Source organism: Bradyrhizobium diazoefficiens, assembly GCF_016612535.1.
GTDB classification, from domain to species: Bacteria; Pseudomonadota; Alphaproteobacteria; order Rhizobiales; family Xanthobacteraceae; genus Bradyrhizobium; species Bradyrhizobium diazoefficiens_C.
In genome coordinates this window covers 2,036,402-2,053,640 of record NZ_JAENXS010000002.1, presented here as the reverse complement: position 1 = coordinate 2,053,640, position 17,239 = coordinate 2,036,402, and the positions used below count along the sequence as shown (strand labels likewise).

Annotated in this window: 17 protein-coding genes; 9 read left to right on the top strand and 8 right to left on the bottom strand. The window is 62.4% G+C overall.

What is annotated here, in order from left to right; translation table 11 throughout:
• Window positions 1-62 precede the first annotated feature (62 nt).
• Entirely contained in the window at window positions 63-1,238 is a 1,176-nt protein-coding gene (locus JJE66_RS26475) for a hypothetical protein (protein WP_200517394.1), read from the bottom strand.
• Window positions 1,239-1,582: 344 nt separating this feature from the next.
• On the opposite strand from JJE66_RS26475, the gene JJE66_RS26470 reads away from it, so the two are divergent.
• Entirely contained in the window at window positions 1,583-1,882 is a 300-nt protein-coding gene (locus JJE66_RS26470) for a hypothetical protein (protein WP_200517393.1), read from the top strand.
• Window positions 1,883-1,893: 11 nt separating this feature from the next.
• Window positions 1,894-2,748, top strand: a complete 855-nt coding sequence (locus tag JJE66_RS26465) for a hypothetical protein (RefSeq protein ID WP_200517392.1) — start codon at window positions 1,894-1,896, stop codon at window positions 2,746-2,748.
• Between the two features lie 690 nt (window positions 2,749-3,438).
• Here the strand turns inward: JJE66_RS26465 and JJE66_RS26460 are convergent.
• Complete coding sequence (locus tag JJE66_RS26460) at window positions 3,439-4,326, bottom strand: hypothetical protein (RefSeq protein WP_200517391.1); 888 nt, start codon at window positions 4,324-4,326, stop codon at window positions 3,439-3,441.
• 174 nt (window positions 4,327-4,500) lie between these two features.
• Between JJE66_RS26460 and JJE66_RS26455 the strand changes: the two genes are divergently transcribed.
• On the top strand, window positions 4,501-5,685 hold the full coding sequence (locus JJE66_RS26455) for a CaiB/BaiF CoA-transferase family protein (RefSeq protein ID WP_200517390.1): 1,185 nt from the start codon (window positions 4,501-4,503) through the stop codon (window positions 5,683-5,685).
• 79 nt (window positions 5,686-5,764) lie between these two features.
• Here JJE66_RS26455 and JJE66_RS26450 read toward each other — a convergent pair whose 3' ends face one another.
• Window positions 5,765-6,280 carry a ferritin-like domain-containing protein gene (locus tag JJE66_RS26450; RefSeq protein WP_200517389.1) on the bottom strand — a complete coding sequence of 172 codons (516 nt, stop codon included), beginning with the start codon at window positions 6,278-6,280 and terminating at the stop codon, window positions 5,765-5,767.
• A gap of 89 nt (window positions 6,281-6,369) precedes the next feature.
• Between JJE66_RS26450 and JJE66_RS26445 the strand changes: the two genes are divergently transcribed.
• The 4 genes from JJE66_RS26445 to JJE66_RS26430 all read left to right on the top strand — a co-directional run bounded on the left by JJE66_RS26445 (window position 6,370) and on the right by JJE66_RS26430 (window position 8,516).
• Window positions 6,370-6,576, top strand: coding sequence for a hypothetical protein (locus JJE66_RS26445; RefSeq protein WP_200517388.1), 207 nt, complete (start codon window positions 6,370-6,372; stop codon window positions 6,574-6,576).
• A 21-nt stretch (window positions 6,577-6,597) separates the two neighbouring features.
• Complete coding sequence (locus JJE66_RS26440; protein WP_200517387.1) at window positions 6,598-7,617, top strand: ATP-dependent DNA ligase; 1,020 nt, start codon at window positions 6,598-6,600, stop codon at window positions 7,615-7,617.
• Window positions 7,618-7,698: 81 nt separating this feature from the next.
• Entirely contained in the window at window positions 7,699-7,866 is a 168-nt protein-coding gene (locus JJE66_RS26435; protein ID WP_200517386.1) for a DUF2934 domain-containing protein, read from the top strand.
• 41 nt (window positions 7,867-7,907) lie between these two features.
• Entirely contained in the window at window positions 7,908-8,516 is a 609-nt protein-coding gene (locus tag JJE66_RS26430; RefSeq protein ID WP_200517385.1) for a cysteine hydrolase family protein, read from the top strand.
• 25 nt (window positions 8,517-8,541) lie between these two features.
• On the opposite strand, the gene JJE66_RS26425 is transcribed toward JJE66_RS26430, so the two are convergent.
• The gene (locus JJE66_RS26425; protein ID WP_200517384.1) at window positions 8,542-8,835 is read right to left on the bottom strand and encodes a hypothetical protein; all 294 of its coding nucleotides are present in this window, start codon (window positions 8,833-8,835) and stop codon (window positions 8,542-8,544) included.
• Here JJE66_RS26425 and JJE66_RS26420 point away from each other — a divergent pair.
• Entirely contained in the window at window positions 8,834-11,953 is a 3,120-nt protein-coding gene (locus tag JJE66_RS26420; protein ID WP_200517383.1) for a DEAD/DEAH box helicase, read from the top strand. The genes JJE66_RS26425 and JJE66_RS26420 overlap by 2 nt on opposite strands.
• A 27-nt stretch (window positions 11,954-11,980) precedes the next feature.
• On the opposite strand, the gene JJE66_RS26415 is transcribed toward JJE66_RS26420, so the two are convergent.
• The 4 genes from JJE66_RS26415 to JJE66_RS26400 form a co-directional block, all read right to left on the bottom strand.
• A complete protein-coding gene (locus tag JJE66_RS26415) occupies window positions 11,981-13,129 on the bottom strand; it encodes an amidohydrolase (protein ID WP_200517382.1) in 1,149 nt (382 codons plus the stop codon).
• A gap of 100 nt (window positions 13,130-13,229) precedes the next feature.
• Window positions 13,230-14,318, bottom strand: coding sequence for a mandelate racemase/muconate lactonizing enzyme family protein (locus JJE66_RS26410; RefSeq protein ID WP_200517381.1), 1,089 nt, complete (start codon window positions 14,316-14,318; stop codon window positions 13,230-13,232).
• A gap of 171 nt (window positions 14,319-14,489) precedes the next feature.
• Window positions 14,490-15,695, bottom strand: a complete 1,206-nt coding sequence (locus JJE66_RS26405; protein WP_200517380.1) for a M20/M25/M40 family metallo-hydrolase — start codon at window positions 15,693-15,695, stop codon at window positions 14,490-14,492.
• A 112-nt stretch (window positions 15,696-15,807) separates the two neighbouring features.
• The gene (locus JJE66_RS26400; RefSeq protein ID WP_200517379.1) at window positions 15,808-16,047 is read right to left on the bottom strand and encodes a hypothetical protein; all 240 of its coding nucleotides are present in this window, start codon (window positions 16,045-16,047) and stop codon (window positions 15,808-15,810) included.
• A gap of 136 nt (window positions 16,048-16,183) precedes the next feature.
• Here JJE66_RS26400 and JJE66_RS26395 point away from each other — a divergent pair, with 136 nt between their 5' ends.
• Complete coding sequence (locus JJE66_RS26395) at window positions 16,184-17,188, top strand: cytochrome c oxidase assembly protein (RefSeq protein WP_246756533.1); 1,005 nt, start codon at window positions 16,184-16,186, stop codon at window positions 17,186-17,188.
• The last annotated feature ends 51 nt before the right edge of the window (window positions 17,189-17,239 follow it).

Sequence of the window (17,239 nt, the reverse complement as noted above, 5' to 3'; positions counted from 1 at the left end):
ACCGGTCGAGCAAGGTGGCAACGATCTCCTGGGGCCGGCCGCAAGGCCGGTCCCAGCCGTTATCAGCCCACGATGAGCGGTTTGCTCCCTTCAAGATCCTTTCGCTCGGCTGCCGAACGCACGGCTTTCTCATCAAAGTACATCCAAACATTTCCGCCGGCTTTGAGACCGCCGTTTTCCGGTACCTTGACCGGATCCACCATCTCCGGTTGAATTTTCCAACGAGCTGCTTTTTTAGCGAGTTTGACGAATTCGTTCCGCGCTACCAATCCTTCCGCTTTCGACCGGCGTCTACCGATGGGCATCTTGAGCTGAAACCATCCGAGCAAGATCTTGCCACCGTCGCTTGTAGGCACCGCAAGCGAGCCGAAGAACTGCTTATTGTCCGCGGTCATCATAACAGCATCAAAATTGCCGCCGGCAGCACGCAGAGCTTTCTGAATCATCGTGGGGAGATTGTCGTTTGGTTGGACAATACGAGCGTTGCGTCTGCGATTGGCTATGCAGACTGCGATAAAAGCGAGCGCGATCGCAATGCCACACAGCGTAAGAAACGCGATCGCGCTTATATTTGACCCGATCCCTGCGAAATGCAGCTGTAAAAAAGGAAATCCGAACGCCGCCAAAAAGAACAAGAAAACCGAAATAAAAATGCTGAGTGTAACGGACTCCGTCGCACCGAGCTCAACGGTCCACTCCTTGGGGCCGAACAATCGCAAAATCATCAAAAAGAACGTGCCTGGAATGAGGTACGCCGCGAGGCGCAGCGAAACGCCGCCAACGCTTTCGGTCCCGAAAAGGCCGATGCTCACCTTCTTTTCCGAAACCAGTGCGCCGGCAGTCGCTTTTTTGTCCTTCTCAAGTGAATAACTGACGCCGAATCCTAGGTTCTCGTCTCGCTCTTGAATGCTTGAACCTGCCTGCAGGCACAATTTGTTCCGCACTAAGGTCGACCCGGGGTCAACGTTATCGAGGTCGATGGTGTCTTTCGTGGAGCACGTGCCCTTTTGATCGAGCGTCCCGATCTTCAAAAAGGAAGGACCGAATAAGCTGAGAGCCGCGTTGATTATCTTTGCGTCTGTCGCATTCTCAATCCACACGCTGAAGCTCATCGTCTGACCGGCGAGAATTTCATTGCGCTCAAGAATAACCGTCAACGCCGGCTTGCCAGGAGTATCAGCAAACGCTAAGCCGGCAAGCACACCGATCAGCAGCTGGAGGACGACGGTCCAAAACAACCCGCCGAGCCTACGAATTAGCAAAGAGCACACGTCCGGCCTCCATCTATTTCGCTGGCATGCTCCGTGGCGTGTTGACAGCATCAAATTGTTTTCTATCCAAAATTGCAAGCGCAAAATAGGCGCGCAAACGATCAGAGCTTGACGGCCGGGAACGCGCCGCAGCCCAGTTCGAGAGTCGGGATTGCTCGCGCACGCGCTTGCCGGGTGTGGCCGCCTAGATACAACTCGAAATTTTCCGTCAAGGCTTCTGCTACTGGGACTTGCCAAGGCTGCATTGGGGCCTGATCGTATCGATTGCGACGAAAATCTATTGCGAGGAAACACTTTATCGGGAGACGGATATGGCCCCTCATCCACCGCCTTGCTACGCCAATGAAGTCTTGTGGGGAAACACGTGTTACCCACGTATCGATACGTTTCGTATCGAGAAGGTCGGCGCCAACTATAAGTTTATACTAGAGGAAGTGCCCGGCGATCTGCTTCACGGTCTAGCCGACAAAGCGGGCGACCAGGCCAATTTGCACGTCAAGAAGGCGGGCCCTGGTTTTGAGGTAACGATCACCTCAATCCCGCATGGGGATGCGACCGATCTGCTCAAGCAGCTACGGCCCGATGATCCGAACCTCCAGCTGCCAGACTGAGGCATGCCATAATGTTCAATTTGTCCCTCAGGGCGAGCACGGCAGCGCTGCTCCTGACGATCCCCCTTGTCGGTTGCGGCGTTGTCCCGCCCACGCTCACAGAAGCGTGGGAGGCACAAGATGTCGGCGCGGATATGGTGCTCAAGATCAAACGCAATATCTTGTGCGAAACCATCAAGGGGATACGCAAGGTCAATCAAACCCCAACTGGCTTCGGACCGCCGATACCGCCAGACTATGGGGTTCAGCTGCAGTTGACCCTTAGCGTCGTGGAAAGCTCGGGCTTCACGCCGAACCTGACTTACAATTGTACGCTTACGAACGGATCAGAATCGGGCCTCTCGATCGGTAGGAGCTGGAGCTTAGGCCTTTCGGGAGAGCTTTCATCGACCGCAACACGAACGGATACAGCCTACTCCTACTGGAGTGTCGGCAGCATTGCGGGCCCCGGGAAGAACAAAGACATGTGCGACGAGCAAGCATGGCCTATCGAACGGGACGCCAGCTCACTTCTCGTGAAGTCGGATTTGGGTATAGCGCGGTTTCTGGAAGACCACGTAAAGGCTGCCGATCTGCTCCATTCATCAAAGCCGCAGGGCGCGAAGAAGCCTGAAAAGATCGACGTTTACAGTTACGATCTGAAGTTTGTGGTTGTCTCCAGCGGCGGCGTAACCCCTCAATTTAAGCTTATTCCGCTGTCGGGCGGCGGGACGCCGATCCTGAACCTGAACCGCTCCCGCACGCACGAGCTGCTGCTTACCTTTGGTCCAACGGGTCCCAATGGCTTCGCCCCGTCACAGATCTCGTTTTACCAGCACATCAATACTCAGCTGGGATCGACCCTTGCGCGCCGGCCTGGGCCATAGGACCAAAAAGCAGAGCGCTGCGGCGGTCGACGTGTAGGTCGGCTCGGTGAGATCAACATGGGTCTGCTGAGTGGGATCGCGCTTGTGGCCTTGAGCCACATAGCGGCCGAATCTTACGAATCGATCCAGCCAATATTTTCATAAAGCCTCACCTGAAAAAAGAACTGTTAGCGAAGCCACGCATCGGCACACGCTAGCGCGTTACGTCCGCAGCGAAGTAAACTTCCCGCAGGCCTTTGTGATGGGGCATCGATTGGAGGCTTTCCAGCGAGCGTTGAAATCGCGGGCGCCAAGCCGATGATGGTCAGCAGAAGAGCCGGAAGAGACGGTCCTTGCATGAGTCTCCTTGAGCCGTGCGAGGCACCCGGCGAACAGCTAGGCAATCAATTCGATCGCAGGTCGTTCAATTTGTTCGATGATATCTCGTCTTGCGGGACGATCGCCATCGTCGGACGGCGCCTTCGCTGTGCCCTGTTCACTGTTAACGTGTTTCCGTACCCTGTTAATCTTGAAATTTTCCCTGTTATTTGACGTAGGGAATTACAGTGGAAACGCCATTGTTCAGGCTTTTTTGGCACAGCGTCTCTTCAACAAGCCCTCTAAATCCGCTGTTTTCCCTGCAAAGATCCCTGTTTTCAGGGAATTAGCCTGGAGACAGGTGGGAGCAGCACTGCGTCGCCAGCCAGCGCCCTATCCCTCATATTGATCCGGCCCCATCGCCCAGGACGCCTGATCATGTCCGAACGCGTAGTTGCGGTTATTGACCGCGGGATTGCGATTGACCATCGGCCGTATGAGCATCGGATGCGTCGCGCTGCGCACCTCGTGCTCGACCGTGAACAGGTGCTTGCCGTTGTCGAGGTCGACGATGTCGCAGAACCGGTACTGATACTGGTTGTCCTCGCGCGAGATCAGGTCGCGCGCCAGCAGCTTGCGGTAGGGGCCGGAGAAATCGGTGATGTACATCTGCACATGGTGGCCGTCATAGTCGGGTTGCGGCCGATCGGTCTCGCGAAACAGCAGATGCTGGTCGCGGCCGGTCCTCACCGCGGCGACCTTGCCGTCGCCGTTGCGCAAAGCCGCGGGCATCCCCATGATCTCCGGATAGAAGGCGCAGATCGCTTGCGCCGATCCGGCCGGCACATCGAACTCGACATAGGGGATGCCGAGCGTGATGCGACCGAAGCGTGCTGCGTCGGGTTCATGGATCCGCATGCGGTTGCCCCACGGGCAGGTCGCCTCGACATGGTCGTTATGCTCGGCGAACGCGAAGGCCGTGCCTTCGAGCTTCTTGGCGACCGCGGCCAATCGCGCCAGCAGCGCCTCGCGGCCTTCGATGACGAGGCCGGTATGGCCGCGCAGCACCTGCGCCTTGCCATCAGGCAAATGAAACTGGCTCCGACCGGCATTGATCCACATGTTGGTGTCAGACACCATCAGATAGGGATCACGGGTCAGCCCGAGGCCGGTGACGTAGAACAGCGCGGCGAGGCGCTGATCCGGAACCGTGATGTTGACGTGCTCGAAATGGATGGCGTTGCCGAGATCTTCTGCGGATCGATCGAATTGTTGCGGCATAGGTGTGCGCTTCCGGCTGGAGGGACTGCTGGCTCCATACTAGAGCAGAATTTCCGCCAGCCGAAACGGGGGTGACCGATCACATCTCGAGAGCAAGGCCGGTTGTGGGCTGCCGCCTTGCCGCCGCACCCATTCCCTGTAATCTGCCTTGAAAGTCATAAGGAAAGAGAGCCGATGGGGGGAGTTCTGGAAGGCGTGCGCGTCCTCGATTTCGGGCGCTACATCGCCGGGCCGTATTGCGCGACATTGCTGGCCGAGTTCGGTGCCGAGGTCATTCGCGTCGAAAAGCGCGATGGCAGCGAGGATCGGTTCGTGGCGCCGGTCGGCGAAGGCGGCGAGGGTGCCCTGTTCCTCCAGGTCAACCGCAACAAGAAGTGCATCACGCTCGATCCGATGACGCCGGAGGGGCAGGAGGTGATGCGCCGGCTGGTCAAGACCGCGGACGTCGTCGTCGCCAACCTGCCGCCGCAGACGCTGCGCGCCATGAAGCTCGACTACGACTCCTTGAAGGCGATCAAACCGGACATCATCCTGACCACCGCAACCGCATTCGGCGGGCCGGGGCCTTGGTCCGACCGCGTCGGCTTCGATGGCGTAGGCCAGGTCATGTCGGGCTCGGTCTACATGACCGGCGCCGGCAATCCGCCTTACCGCGCGGCGGTGAATTGGGTCGATTTCGGCACCGCGCTGCACTGTGCCTTCGGGACGCTTGCCGCGCTGATCGAGCGCGGCAAATCCGGGCGCGGGCAGATCGTCGAAGGCGCGTTGCTGGCGACCGCGCTGTCCTTCACCAACGCCACGCTGATCGAGCAGGCCGTCATCAATGTCAATCGCGTTCCGACCGGCAATCTCGGCCAGACCGCGGCGCCCGCCGATATCTACCGAACCAAGGACGGCTGGGTGCTGTGCCAGGTTACGGGTCACCCGCTGTTCAAGCGCTGGGCCAAGCTGATGGGTGAGGAGGAGTGGTTGAACGATCCGCGCTTTGCCGACGACATCAGTCGCGGCAACAACGGCCCCGTCATCAGTGAGCGGATGGCGCGCTGGTGCGCCGAGCGCACCACGCAGGAGGCTGTCGACACGCTCGGAAGTGCGATGATTCCGACCGGGCCCGTGCTGAGCCCGCAGCAGGCGCTGGATCATCCGCACATTCGCGCCGCCGGCTTTTTGCAGGACGTCGATTATCCCGGCTTGCCAAAGCAGGCACCGGTGGCCCGCGCCGCCATCCGGCTGTCGGAAACGCCGGGTGAGATCGCGACGCGTCCGCCGACGCTCGGCGAGCATACCGATGCCGTGCTGGCCGAACTCGGCTACGACACGGCCGCGATCGTGGCGCTTCGGCAGAGCGGCATCGTCTAGTTGGATGCCTCACGTCCGGACGAATGACATCCGGGCATGACGCCGCGATCAGGCCGAGATGGCGAGGGGAATGCCGGTCTTACGCCGCGCTCGACGCCCTCGCGTTGACGCCCTTGCGCAGGGCCACCGTGTTCAGCTTGGTATTGGCGGCCTTTTCCTCGTTCAGGTTCGTCGTCAGGAAGCGCACGATCTCGTCGTGGCCGAGTTCCTCGGCCCATGCAATCAACGTCCCGTAGCGGCACATTTCGTAATGTTCGACCGCCTGCGCGTTTGCGACGATGGCGGCGTCCAGCACCGCCTTATCCTCGATCTCGCCCGCAGTCTCGTCGGCTTCCTCGATGATGCCGTCGATGGCCGGGCACTGCGTCCCGCTCGGCTCCTTGCCCAGCTTCGCGAAGGCCTTGTCGAGCCGCTCGACCTGCTTGTTGGTCTCTTCGAGATGGGTTTTGAGACCGGTCACGAGGTCCCGGTTGGTGGCCTTGTCGATCATCTTTGGCAGAGCTTTCAGGATCTGCTGCTCCGCGTAATAGATATCCTGCAGCCCATGGATCAGCAGGTCTTCCATCGATTTTATGTCTTTGGTGAACAGTCCCATGTCTGATGTCTCCGTTTTCGCAATGAATGTCATGGAACGCTTGCACGGGGCCGCAGTTCCTCTTGTCGGGCCGCGGAGAGAGTATCGACATGGTTGACGAACACTTTGCCAAGTTGCTGGGGCAGGCTGCCATGGACGTATGGGGTGATATGCCGCGCGACGTTCAGGAAGCGCTGTTCGAAACGGCGATGAAAGAGCACGCCTCGGAACGCGAGGCCTTGGCGCGCCTGTTGCACGAGCGCCATCCGCGGACGGCGCATCCTGCCAAACCTGTTCAGCCTTCCAAGCCTGCCTGAAGGTGTCGACATATGGAGCTGATGGAAGCCGAGTCCGCCTCCGAGCTTCCACGCGGGGCGCAGTGGCAATACGAGCCGAAATGGGATGGATTCCGGTGCCTGCTGATCCGCGACGGCAAGCGCGTCAGCATGCAGTCCAAGGGCGGCCGCGATCTCGTCCGCTATTTTCCGGAAGTCGCCACCGCTGCATCGGCCCTGTCCGCCGATTGCTTCATCCTTGACGGCGAGCTGATCATTCGGCTCGACCAGGGTTATTCGTTCGACGCCTTGCTTCAGCGCATTCACCCGGCCGCCAGCCGTGTGAAGCGCCTCGCCGTCGAAACTCCCGCAACCTTCATGGCTTTTGATTTGCTGCGGTCGGGAGACGCAGATCTAGCAGCACTTCAGCTCGCCAAACGGCGGTCCGCACTCGAAAAATTCTCGCGGCATCACTTCGGTCGCGGCGACCCGTTCGCGCTGTCTCCGGCGAGCCGCAACTACGCCGAGGCGAAGAAGTGGCTCCAATCCGTCGAGGCGGGCCACGATGGCGTGGTCGCAAAGCGCCTCGACCTCGCCTACCGCAGCGGCACCCGCGACGGAATGCAGAAGATCAAGTTGATGCGATCGGCCGATTGCGTGGTCGGCGGCTTCCGATATGGCGAGAAGAAGCAGGGCAGGCGAAAGCTGATCGGCTCGCTTCTTCTCGGACTTTACGATGACGCGGGGCTTCTGCATCACGTCGGCTTCACATCGGCCATCAAGACATCCGACAGGTCTGCTCTGACCGAGAAGTTCGAGAAGATCGCCAGCAGCGAAAGTTTTACCGGCAAGGCGCCGGGCGGTCCGAGCCGATGGTCCACCAAGCGGTCCGCCGAGTGGCAGGCGGTGCGTCCTGTTCATGTCGTCGAGGTTTGCTACGACCACGTCTCGGGCGGCCGGTTTCGCCACGGCACGAAAATTCTGCGCTGGCGTCCGGACAAGAAGCCGTCTCAATGCCGCCTGGATCAGCTCCAGCAGACATCGGCGAAGTTGCGGCCGCGGAAGGCACGCGAAAACGCATGATCCGTCTCCGACGACAGGCGCGGATTGGAACGAGGCACCCGGGCAAGATGTTGGAACCGGCAGATGTTCACGGAGAAATCGATGTCGAAGCCAACGGAAGATCAAATCCGCTCCCGCGCGCACGAGCTTTGGGAAGCGGCGGGCAGGCCAGAAGGGCAGCAGGACGAGTTCTGGCACAAGGCGGAGCAGGAGCTTTCCAATGATCCTGCCGCCAATGCCGAGGAGGGATCGTCGAAGTTTGTCGAATAGCGAGGTGTGTCCCGAAGTAGGGGGATACATGGTGGAGAACGATGAGGGACAGCCAATCGGACGTCGCCCGCATCCGGGATGCCGTTCACCTCTGCATTGACATGCAGAATATCTTCGCTCCTGGCGGTCTCTGGGAAACGCCATGGATGCAGAAGGTTTTGCCGACCATCGTGGCGATTACTTCGCACTATCAGGTCAGAACCATCTTTACGCGCTTTATCACGCCGCAGGACCCCGAAGATCGTCCCGGGCAATGGCAGAGCTATTTTCGGCGGTGGGAGCAGGCAACCCGCAGCCGCCTTCCGCCGGCCGCGCTCGACCTCGTGCCGGCGCTGGCGCGGTTCGTTCCTCCGGCCCGCATCATCGACAAGCCAGCCTATTCCGCGTTCAGCAACTCCGGCCTGGCGAACCTGCTGATTGACAAGAGCATCGGCACGGTGGTTATCACAGGGGCGGAGACGGACGTCTGCGTTCTGTCGACTGTGCTGAGCGCCGTCGACCTCGGCTTCAGAGTGGTCATTGTCGAGGATGCGCTTTGCAGCTCGTCCGACGTCGGGCACGATGCGCTGATGACGATGTACCGCACCCGCTTCCACGGCCAGGTGGACCTGGTGACGATGGAGGAGCTCGTAGAGTTCTGGCAAGAATAGAACAAGAATAGAAGGAAAAGAGACGTCACCTTCTGTTGACGATCACTTCGCGCGAGACGTGATCGGAGGCGTGCGTTCGCACGGCAAATCCCATATGCATGACGATCGGCGGCCGAATCGACATGAGCTCGGCGCCCGTGCAATCGACAATCTTTGACGACCAGAAACGGATGAACGTGCGGCATTCCACAAAAGTGCGCCGAGCCAAAAGCTCGCCGAACAAGAGCTCACTGACCAAGAGCGCGCCAAAAAATAGCTCGCCCAGGAAGAGCCAAGGGGCACGGCGCGCCACGATCTCGTCGTCGTCGCCGCTCGGCATGATGGCGCTGCATCTGCTAGCCCAATGGAAGGACTCCGGCCGTAGCGGTCTCGTGTTTCTCGCCGAGAGCGAGAACAGGGCGGAGCGGCTCGGCAGCGTCATTCATGCGCTGGACCAGTCCTGCGAGGTCCTGGTCTTTCCGCGGCTGAACACCCTGCCGTTCGATCAATTGGAGCCGTCGCGCGAGATCGCCGGGCGCAGAGCCTCGGTCTTGAGGCGTCTTGCCAAATCGAAGCAGCCGATCTTTCTCGTCTCGACGGCGGAAGCCGTGATGGAGCGCTTGCCGCCGCCAGCGAGCCTGTTGCGGCTGAACACGAGTTTGAAGGTCGGCGGCGCGTTCTCCGAGAGCGAGCTTCGCGTTCGTCTCGAAGCGCTGGGCTACGATCTCGATGACGAGCCGGATTATCCGGGCGGTGCGCTGTTTCACGGCCAGACCTTCGAGATTTTTCCCGCGGGCGCGCTGGGCCCGTTCCGCGTCGAGCATTCCGCGCGCGCCATCCGCCGGATCGTAGCGTTCGACCCGCAACAGCACGAGATCATCTTCGAGACCAAGGAGCTTCTCGTCGATCCCATGTCGGACCGGCTCGCCATCTCCGGTGCACGGGCCAAGCGCGCGACGCTGTTCGACTATTGCGGCAAGGCCAAATGGATCGCGGATGCCGGTGTGGCGCTGCATGCCGACGGCTGGCTGAGCACGATCGAGGAGGCCGCGGGCCGCGCGGACAGGGAGCGCGAATATCTCGGGCGGAGCGACTGGAAGCAGGCGACCCGTGGCATGAAAGTGCTGCCGCGCAATGCTCCGTTCCAGGCGACGCCGGAATTCTCCAAGCTCTCATCCGCCAGGAAGGCGCTTCGCACCTTCGTCGACGAGATCAGACGTTCAGGGGCGCGTCTGATCTTCGTCGCGGCGCAGGAGGAAGATCTGCGCGCGATGGAGCGGATGAGCGGCGTCAAGGCGGAACGCGCCGCAGATTGGGCGGCGGTGGAGAGTGCGCGCCCTCGCGATGTGGCGCTGCTCGCCGACCTTGATGCGGGCTTCGTCATTTCGGGAAAGAAGCCTGCTGTCGTCCTGACCGCGGCCGACGTGCTCGGCAGCAGGGCCCATCATCCGCAGCCGATGGCGCGAAGCTGGATCGCCGCCTTCGATCATGCCGACGTGCCGGAACAGGGCACCGTGGTCGTGCATCTCCAGCGCGGCATCGCCGTGCTCGACGGCCTGCAGACCGTGAACACCGGCGGCGGCGCATTGCGGGAGATGGTCAGGCTCTCGTTTGCTGGGGACAATGCGGTTCTGGTGCCGCCGCCCGATCTGGCGCAGATGTGGCCATACGCGGCAGAGCGCGGCAAGCTGGCGCTCGACAAGGCGGACGGCAGCACCTGGTGGGCGCGCCGCAGCGAGGCTGAGCAGGAGATTCAGGTTGCTGGCAAGGTGCTTGCCAAGCACATCAGTCAGCGCAAGCGGCGCAAGGCAGTCAAGCTGGTCCCGCCGGGCTCGGTTTACGAAAAATTCGTGGCGCGCTTCCCTTATTTCACGACCATCGATCAGGCCAAGGCCATCGACGACGTGCTGGACGATCTTGCATCCGGTCATCCGATGGACCGGGTGATTTGCGGCGACGTCGGTTTCGGCAAGACCGAGGTGGCGCTGCGGGCGGCGGCCGCCGTGGTGCTGTCCGGAAAGCAGGTGGCGATCGCGGTGCCGACGACCGTGCTGGCACGGCAGCACGTCGCGACCTTCCGCAAGCGCTTCGCTCCGTTCGATATCGAGGTCGGAAGCCTGTCGCGCGCCATTTCGTCTGCGGAGCTGCGGGAGACCAAGGAAGGCCTGCGCAGCGGCCGGATGAAAGTCGTGGTCGGCACGCAGGCGCTCAGCTCGAAGGACGTGAAATTCGATGATCTCGGCCTCGTCATCATCGACGAGGAGCAGCATTTTGGCGCCGCCGAGAAGGCAAAGCTCTCTGGGCTCGCCAAGAATGTCCATACGCTCTGGATGAGCGCCACGCCGATCCCGCGGACGCTCGCCGCGGGTCTCGCCGGCTTCAGGGATCTGAGTCTCATCGCCTCGCCCCCCGTTCACCGGCTTCCGGTCGCGACCAAGATCGCGCCGCTGTCGGATGCCGCCATCGCGTCGGCCCTGCTGCGCGAACAGCGGCGGCACGGGCAAAGCTTTCTGATCTGCCCGCGCATCCAGGATCTCGATCCGATGCTGGCGCGCGTGCAGGCGGTGGCGCCCGATCTCAAGATCGTCTGTCTGCACGGCAGATTGCCGGCCGACGAGATCGACGACCGGATGATGACCTTCGTCGAGGGCAAGGCCGACGTTCTGCTCGCGACCAACATCGTCGAGAGCGGCCTCGACATCCCGCGTGCCAACACCATCGTGGTGTGCTGGCCCGAAAAGTTTGGCCTTGCCCAGCTGCACCAGTTGCGCGGGCGCGTGGGCCGCGGCGGCATCCGCGCCTTCGCCTTTCTGCTGACGGAGTCAGCCTCGGTGCAGTCCGAAAAGCGGCTGGCCGTGCTGGAGGAGTTCAGCCGGCCGGGCGCGGGCTTCGCCATCAGCGAGCGCGACCTCGATCTCAGGGGCGCGGGCGATCTGTTCTCGGAACAGCAATCCGGCCATGTCCAGGTCTTCGGCCCCGTGCTCTACAGCCACCTCCTGAAAATGGCCTCGGAAAAGATCGATGACGGCAGGTCGATGGTGTGGGTGCCCGACCTCAATCTGCCGGTCGCGGACATGCTGCCCGCGAGCTATGTGCAATCCGCGCCCGTGCGGCTGGAGCTCTATGCCCGTGCCGCACGCTGCGCCAGCGAGGACGGTCTCGACGACCTCGAGGAGGAAACCTCGCGCCGCTTCGGTCCCCTGCCGCAGGCCGCCCGCGACTTTTTTGCGGCTGCGCGATTGAGGATGGATTGCAAGCGCAGAGGCATCGTTCGCCTCGACGTCGGGACGGAGGCGGTGGCCGCGACGTTCCTGCCGGGACGGTTGCGGAAGTCCAAAGGAAAATCCAAGGGGAAATCGTTGCAGCGTGATGGCGATCGCGTCGTCCACCACAGTCCGATGCGCGATGCCCCGTTCGACCGGGTCGAAGAGCTGTTCGATCTTCTCGACGAGACGTGATGGCGCGAACGCGGGCGGGATAATTCTCTAGTTCGCCGCCAGCGCCGTCTTGGCGACTTCGGCCATCCAGGTCGAGGCGACCGGCAGAATCGCGTCGTTGAAATCGTAGCGTGGGCCGTGCAGCTCGGCGCCGTCGCGCAAGGGACCGTTGCCGATCCAGACAAACGCGCCTGGCCGCTGCGCGAGATAGTGCGCAAAATCCTCACCCGCCATGCTCGGCGCGAGGTCGCGCCTGACCTGCGCCCGCATCTTCTCCGCCGCCATGCGCGCAAAACCGGCTTCCTCCGGCGTGTTGATGACGACGCCGACGCCCATGACAATGTCGGGCGTGACCTTGACGTCGAAACTCGTGGCGATGCCGGCGCAGATCTCGCCGATCCGCGCGAGGATGATGTCCTTCACGTCGTTGCGATGATGCCGCAGTGTGCCGCGGATTACGACCTTGCCCGCGATTTGATTGGGCGCGGTGCCGCCCTCGATCGTGCACAGCGAGAGCACGGCGGTGTCGAGCGGATCGACGCTGCGCGACACGATCGATTGCATGGCGACGATCAGGTGCCCCGCCGCCATCACCGGATCGCGCGTCAGATGCGGCATGCCGGCATGTCCCGCATGGCCCTCGATGGTGATGGTGAGGCGTCCGCCGGAGGCCATGACCACGCCGTCATGGACCGCGATCGTGCCGGCCTCGAGGCCCGGCCAGTTGTGGAAGCCGAACACGCGATCCATCGGGAAGCGCTCGAACAGCCCGGCCGCGACCATTGCGCGCGAGCCGCCATAGCCTTCCTCGGCCGGCTGGAAGATGAAGTCGACGGTGCCGCTCCAGCCGGTGTCCGCAGCGAGCAGCGCGGCGGCGCCGAGCAGCGAGGCGGTGTGCCCGTCATGCCCGCAGGCATGCATCACGCCGGGATGTTTCGAGGCGTAGGAAAGCCCGGTATCTTCGGTGATCGGCAGCGCATCCATGTCGGCGCGCAGGCCCACGCGCCCCTCAGCCGGCCCGCGCGCCAGTGTCGCGACGATGCCGTGGCCGCCGATGCCCGCCTCGAAGGGAATGCCGAGTTCGGCGAGCCGCTCCTGCACGAAGGCGGAGGTCTCCTTTTCCTGCAAGGACAATTCGGGGTGGGCGTGCAGATGCCGGCGCCACGCGGTGAGTTTCTGGTGCAGCTCAGGTGTCAAGGCGGGCGTCTCTCGCAAGGGTGTCGGCACCGCCACCATAGCGGATAATCCGCGCGCCGCATCAAGCGCCTCGGAATGCCTCGCGTGCAGCAACGCGTCCCTACGCCGCCAGCTTCGCCAGCCCCTTCCAGTCAAAGCTGATGCCATGGCCCGGCCGCGCCGGGGCCAGCGCCTTGCCGTCTTCGAGCACCAGCGGATGCTCGATATATTTGTCCAAGCCAAAGCCGTGCGCCTCCAGATAGGAGCGGTTCGGGCAGGCCGCGAGCAGATGCACGGTGATGTCGTGGGCGCCATGGCTGGTGACGGGCAGGTTGAATGCCTCCGCCAGCCGCGCGATCTTCATGAACGCGCTCACGCCACCGCAATTGGTGACGTCGGGCTCGGGATAGGACACCGCGCCTGATGTGATGTAGTTCTTGAACTCCCACAGCGAACGCAAATTCTCACCCGCCGCGATCGGCACGCCACCGGCCTGCATGATGCGGGCGTGTCCGGCGACGTCGTCAGGAATGATCGGCTCCTCGAGCCAGGTGAGATCGAACGGAACGAACGCGCGCGCGGCGCGGATCGCTTCCTCGACCGTCCATTTCATGTTGGCATCCGCCATCAGCGGAAAGCCGTCGCCGAGACGCTCTCGCATCGCCGCGACGCGCGCGACGTCGGATTTGAGGTCGGGCCGGCCGACCTTCATTTTGATGGCGCGAAAACCTTTTGCGAGATTGCCGTCGGTCTGCTTCAACAGCGCCTCGACCGGGAGATCGAGGTCGATGCCGCCGGCGTAACACGGCACGCGCGCATCGAAGCCTCCGAGCAAGCGAAATAGCGGCAAATTGGCGCGCCGCGCCTTCAAATCCCACAGGGCGATGTCGAGCGCCGACAGCGCCAGCACCGCCGGCCCGCCGCGGCCGCCATAATGCAGCCCCCACCAGACGTGATGCCAGACAGCCTCGGTGTCGTCGGCCTCGCGTCCCTCGACCAGCGGTGGGATCTCGCGCCCCAGAATATCGGCGACGGCGCCGCCATTGCGCCCCACGGTATAAGTGTAGCCCACACCTTCAGCGCCATCGGCATCGCGGATGCGGCAGGTGATCAGCTCGAACGCCGCGATCTCGCCATGGGTGGAGTCGGACAGCGTGACGGGCAGGGGGATCCGGTGGAATCCGGTCTCGATATTTGCGATGCGCGGCATGTGGCCTCCCGATTTTTCTTTTTGTTTCGTAGGGTGGGTTAGCCCTGCAGATGCGTGAAGCGCATCTGCTCGGCGTAACCCACCAACTTCGTTCTGCGGTCGCGGAAGCATGGGTTACGCCAGCGGACTGCGCTTCGCGCAGCCGCGGGCTAACCCACCCTACCGCTTACCTCACCGCATCGTCGCAAGCTGAACGGCCAGCGCACACGCGCGGTCGTATTCATCGAGATTGATCCACTCGTCGATCGTGTGCGCCTCGTTCTGGCCGGCGCCGAAGGTCACGGTCGGGACGCCGTGGCGGACCATCCAGTTGGCATCGAGACCGCCATTGGCGGTGCGGACATTCGGGGTGCCGCCGATCGCGGACACGGCCTCGACCGCGCGCTTGATGACGGGCTGGCTGTCCTTCATGCGGAACGGGTAATAATCGGTCTCGGCCTTGAACTTGACCTTGCCGGATTTGCCCTGCGCGTTCGTCACCTTCTTGGCCGCCTTTTCGAACGCGGCCTTGTATGCCTTGGTGATCTCCTTGAAGAATTTTCCGTCATGGCTGCGGCTTTCGCCGCGCACATGCACGTAATCGGTGACGACATTGGTGGCATCGCCCGCGGGGCGGCCTTCGCCGCCGGTGACGGGACCGACATTGCTGGTGCCTTGCCGCGCGCTTGCGCCTTTGCCTTTCACCACCTTGCCGAACCAGCCGCCGGCCTTCACGTCGGCGAGTGCCAGCGCCATGATCATGGTCGAGGAGATGCCGCGCTCCGGCGCGACGCCGGCATGCGAGGCGCGGCCGAAGATCTCGACGTTCCAGCGATCGGCGCCGACGGCGCCGATTACGACGTTGGAGGCCGAGCCGCCATCATAGTTGAACGCCATTACCGGCGAGCCGAGCTCGTCCAGCTTGACGTGGCGCGCGCCATAGAGCCCGCTCTCCTCGCGCACACAAAATAGAAGCGTGATCGGCGGATGGTCGAGCTTCTGCTTCTCGAGCTCGGCCGCCAAGGTCACCAGTACGCCGCAACCGCAGCGATTGTCGCCGCCGAGCGCGGTCTTGGCGTCGTTGACGATCTTGCGGCCGGATTTCTTGGGCTTGGCGCCGGCGCAGAGCGGCACGGTGTCCATATGGGTCATGAACATGATCCGCGGCTGGTTGTGCAGCGCGCCGCGGCCGGGCAGGTCGACGATGAGGTTGCCGGTCTCGGTCGGCACCGGAATGCGCGTGTTGGCATCGTCGAGCCGGATTGCCTTGGCCGGCACGCCGCTCTCCTTCAGCGCGGCGGTGAGCTCACGCCCGATCGCCGCCTCCTGTCCGGTGACGCCTTCCACGGAAAGGAAGCGCATGAGGCGGTCGGTGGCGGCTTTGGTGTCGACAGGCATGAGGTGGTCCTTTGATGCACGATGCCTGTCAGCATCCCCTGCGGCATGCCGCAGCGCAAGGCCTCAGAGTCTCCGTGCAAGCCGGACAGATCGGCACTCCCTCGACAAGCGTCTAGATTTCGAGAACCTCCTGAACGGTCTCGAAGATGTCTTCGGCGTTTCCGTCTATCCGGCCTTCCGCCCAGGCCTGGAACGCCCTGGCGTAGACGATTTTTTCCGCATCCTGATCATTCGTCGGGTTGATCTCCGCTTCGCTCTCGCTGCGCGTGACGGCCTTCGCCTCGATCGCGATCGTCGTAATCGTCGCTACGCGGCCTTCGTGTTCGTCGTAAACGGTCTTTGCAGTGCCCATGACGGCCGCTCCGTTTTGTCCAGTTGCAACAGGTGCCCTTGAATAACGGGTGATGCGAAGATGCTCGGCTTTAATCCCGGATCACAACATCGTCAAACCCGACGAAAGGCGGCTCCCTGTTCTGGCGTGGCGGCACTTGCGGGGCTATCGGGGGAGGGGGCGTGTCTCACAAACCGATCCAGGCATTGCGATGGCGCGACCATCGTTTCGGGGGACGACGATGGAACCGCGTTATCGCAAGAACCTGAACGTTGTTATTCCTTGCGTTATGACGCTTGCAGTCATGACCGGTCTGGTCGCCTACTCGCCGGTGCTCTACCGCGTATTTTGCGGCGCAACCGGATATGGGGGAACAACGCAACGAGCCTATTCAGATCCGCTGACCAGCTCCAAACGAACGGTGACAGTCGCGTTCGATGCCAATGTCGCGCCCGGGTTGCCCTGGAGGTTTGCACCCGAGCAGCGCTCCGTGCAGGTTCATCTCGGCGAGCAGAAGCTCGTCTTCTTCAGCGCCGAGAATCTGGGTGACGAGACGACGGTCGGACACGCGACGTTCAACGTCACGCCGGAAACGAGCGGCATCTACTTCAACAAGATTCAGTGCTTCTGCTTCAATGAGGAGCGGCTTGATCCGCACCAGAAGGTGGACATGCCGGTCGTGTTCTATGTCGACCCGGCCTTTGGCAAGGACGCCGACACCGAGCATGTCGACACGATCACGTTGAGCTACACCATGGGCCGCTCTCCGAGCCCGTCCGAGGCCAAGAACCTGTCGCGCTTTCTTGCCGGTGCGCCGCCCGATGCCGCCCATGGCCAGGAGCTCTTCACCCAGCGTTGCAGCGCCTGCCACGCCCCCGACAGGAATATGACCGGCCCCGAACTGGGTGGGGTGGTGGGCCGCCCGGCGGGCTCCGTCGCCGGCTACGACTATTCGCCGGCGCTCAGGACGGCCCACCTGAGCTGGACCCGGGACAAGTTGGACGACTGGCTGGCTGGCCCGCAAAAACTGTTGCCGGGAGCGAAAATGCCGGTGCGCGTGCTCGATGCGCCCTCGCGCCACGACATCATCGCTTATCTGGAGACGCTCGGTCCAAAGCATGACGCGAGCGCGCCTGCGGGCGGATCAGCGCCGGAATACTAGAGCGTTTTCGAGCGAAGTGGATGCCGGTTCGCGTCAAGAAAACGCGTCAAA